Consider the following 2,360-nt stretch of genomic DNA (forward strand, 5'->3'; position numbering starts at 1 on the left):
TGTCGGGTAAGTCGGGAGGATTGCTCCTCCTTTCTCCCCTAAGAACGGTGCGTGAAGGTTTCCCTTCACACCGCTCAAGCATCTCATAACCTTTTCAGGCAGCGGTTATTTTCGGATTGTTGGCATGATATTGTCTATGACAATGTTCATGTGTATAGACTAAGTTTAATACCCTGTTATCATTGTGATTTCCATTTGTGTGATGTAGAGGTCTATCATCAGCATTAGTGTTAATGTCAATCAGTAGATTACAGATGGGGCATTTGCCTTTCTGATTTTCCCATACTTTCTTGAATTTTCCAGATAATTTTTTGATCCCTTGATTGAACTTGCGTTTCACAAAGTAGTCTCTATCTAGGTATGGGTTTTTATCAAATTTTATTTGAGGGTTTCTAACTATCTTTTTGTCTGATAAGAGTTTTAGTCTTTTATCATTGGTTGAGAATACCCAATTTCTGGTATCTTTTCTGTGCCAATATTTATTGGCAATCCAGTGTTTATTTTTCATTGGGTGTCTTCTCTTAGCCCATTTCCATAGGATATTCCATATCCTGCTGTCAAGTAATTGGAATATTTCTTTGGATACTACTCCTTGATGGTGATTTGACCATCCAGTAATGATTGGGTTAAGGGTTTCTATTAGGGATTCCTGTTTCCAATCTTTTCCTTTTTTGATTGAGTCACTGATTTTCTTAGTAACTTTCTCAATGGATTTCTTGGACGGTTTGATTAGGAGTTTCCCTTTGTATTTTTTGAAATTCCAACCTAAAAAGTCAAAACCATCGTCTATATGAGTTATCATTGTTTTGTCTTCCGATAGTTCTAAACCTCTATCCTTTAGGAAGTCTTTAATCAGTCCTTTAACGTCTTCTGCTATTTCTTTTGTTTTTGCAGTTACGATAAAATCATCAGCGTATCGAACAAAGTTAACTTTGTGTTTTCTTCGATAGTCTGAATCGATTTTTCCGCTTTTTCCTCGATGATATTTATCAGCCAGTAGGCTTTCAATTCCATCTAGGGTCATGTTAGCCAACATTGGTGATATTATACCACCTTGTGGTGTTCCTGCTCTTGTTGGGAATAGAGTTCGGTCAAATACAAATCCTGCTTTGAGGAATTGTTTGAGAACTGATATATCCATAGGGATGTTGTCTAGTAACCATTGGTGGCTGATGTTGTCAAAGCATCCTCGGATATCGCCTTCCAGTATCCATTGTGCAGACCTTTTTTGAGACATGTTGTTGAAGATTTGACTACATGCATCATGTGTACTTCTGAATTTTCTAAATCCAAAAGACCTTTGATCTGCTGTGACTTCTGCAATCGGACTTAGTGCTAATGCATAGAGTGATTGCATAGCCCTATCATACATGGATGGGATACCTAACGGTCGTTTCTTTGAAGACCCATATTTCTCGATATAAACTCTTTTCAATGGTTTTGCCTTATATCTCCTATCAGTTAGACTTAGGGCAGCTTTCATCTTGGTACTAGGAGTATTCCATAGTTCACCATCGATTCCTGCTGTCCTTTTCCCTTTATTCAAAATCACATTCCTGACAGCTAACAGTTTAGCGTAGTGGGAATGCGTTAGCAAATAACTTAGTCTCTTAACTAAATTCCATTTTCCTTTAATAACTGCTTTCGTGATCCTGACTTGTATTCTATTAACATGCATTTCAACGGAATTCCAGTTGATGTTATTCCAGTTGGGCATATCTGTAAGCTTCTCGCTGGTCGATTTAGCGGTTACATCATTGTTATCTCTCCTTTCGGAAGTAGTACTCTTGTACTCATTCCATGCAGAGGGATTGCCAATAAGTGCTTCTGCTTTTTCGGTTAGCGTATTTGAATAACTTACATTCATAGTTATACCTTCATTTTCACGTTTTGATACCATAGAGTAAGTCTGCATCCTTTCGGATTAGGGCAAATCCTGAACCCCTATACATACCATTGCAGTCTGTCATTCGCTTTTTACTCTCTCCTTTACCCTCCATGTCATGGTTATCCTTTACAGGATTTCTACCCTGAAGGGAACATATAGGGCTTACCAAGTTCCATAATATGAATAATTGTGAATACCTTAGAAGCCATCTATAAACCGAGAATCATATGTCCATTTCCCAATATGTCGGAAGAGCCATATTGGTCTAACTCTGTACCTTTTGGTTCAAGCGTATCAATCTAATTTCGCTTGTTCAATTTCACGGCTCTTACAATGGTTCATTTTATATTCTTCATAGTACTCTTACCCTAGCAGATTATTCAGATTAGACTTCTGAACTTCTCCACATTGTCCTATGAGCTTTATACCCCAATGTTACCAATTTGACGCATATCATAGTAGGATTATCCCA

Annotated in this window: 1 protein-coding gene; it reads right to left on the reverse strand. The window is 37.6% G+C overall.

The genetic code is table 11. The features are described 5' to 3' along the window. Window positions 1–94: 94 nt before the first annotated feature. Window positions 95–1,900 (reverse strand): group II intron reverse transcriptase/maturase, encoded by a 1,806-nt coding sequence (ltrA, locus tag Q8J68_RS11575; RefSeq protein ID WP_305311671.1) that lies wholly within the window; start codon window positions 1,898–1,900, stop codon window positions 95–97. Window positions 1,901–2,360 lie beyond the last annotated feature (460 nt).

The sequence above is a fragment of the Methanolobus sp. genome (genome assembly GCF_030682845.1).
Lineage (GTDB): Archaea > Halobacteriota > Methanosarcinia > Methanosarcinales > Methanosarcinaceae > Methanolobus.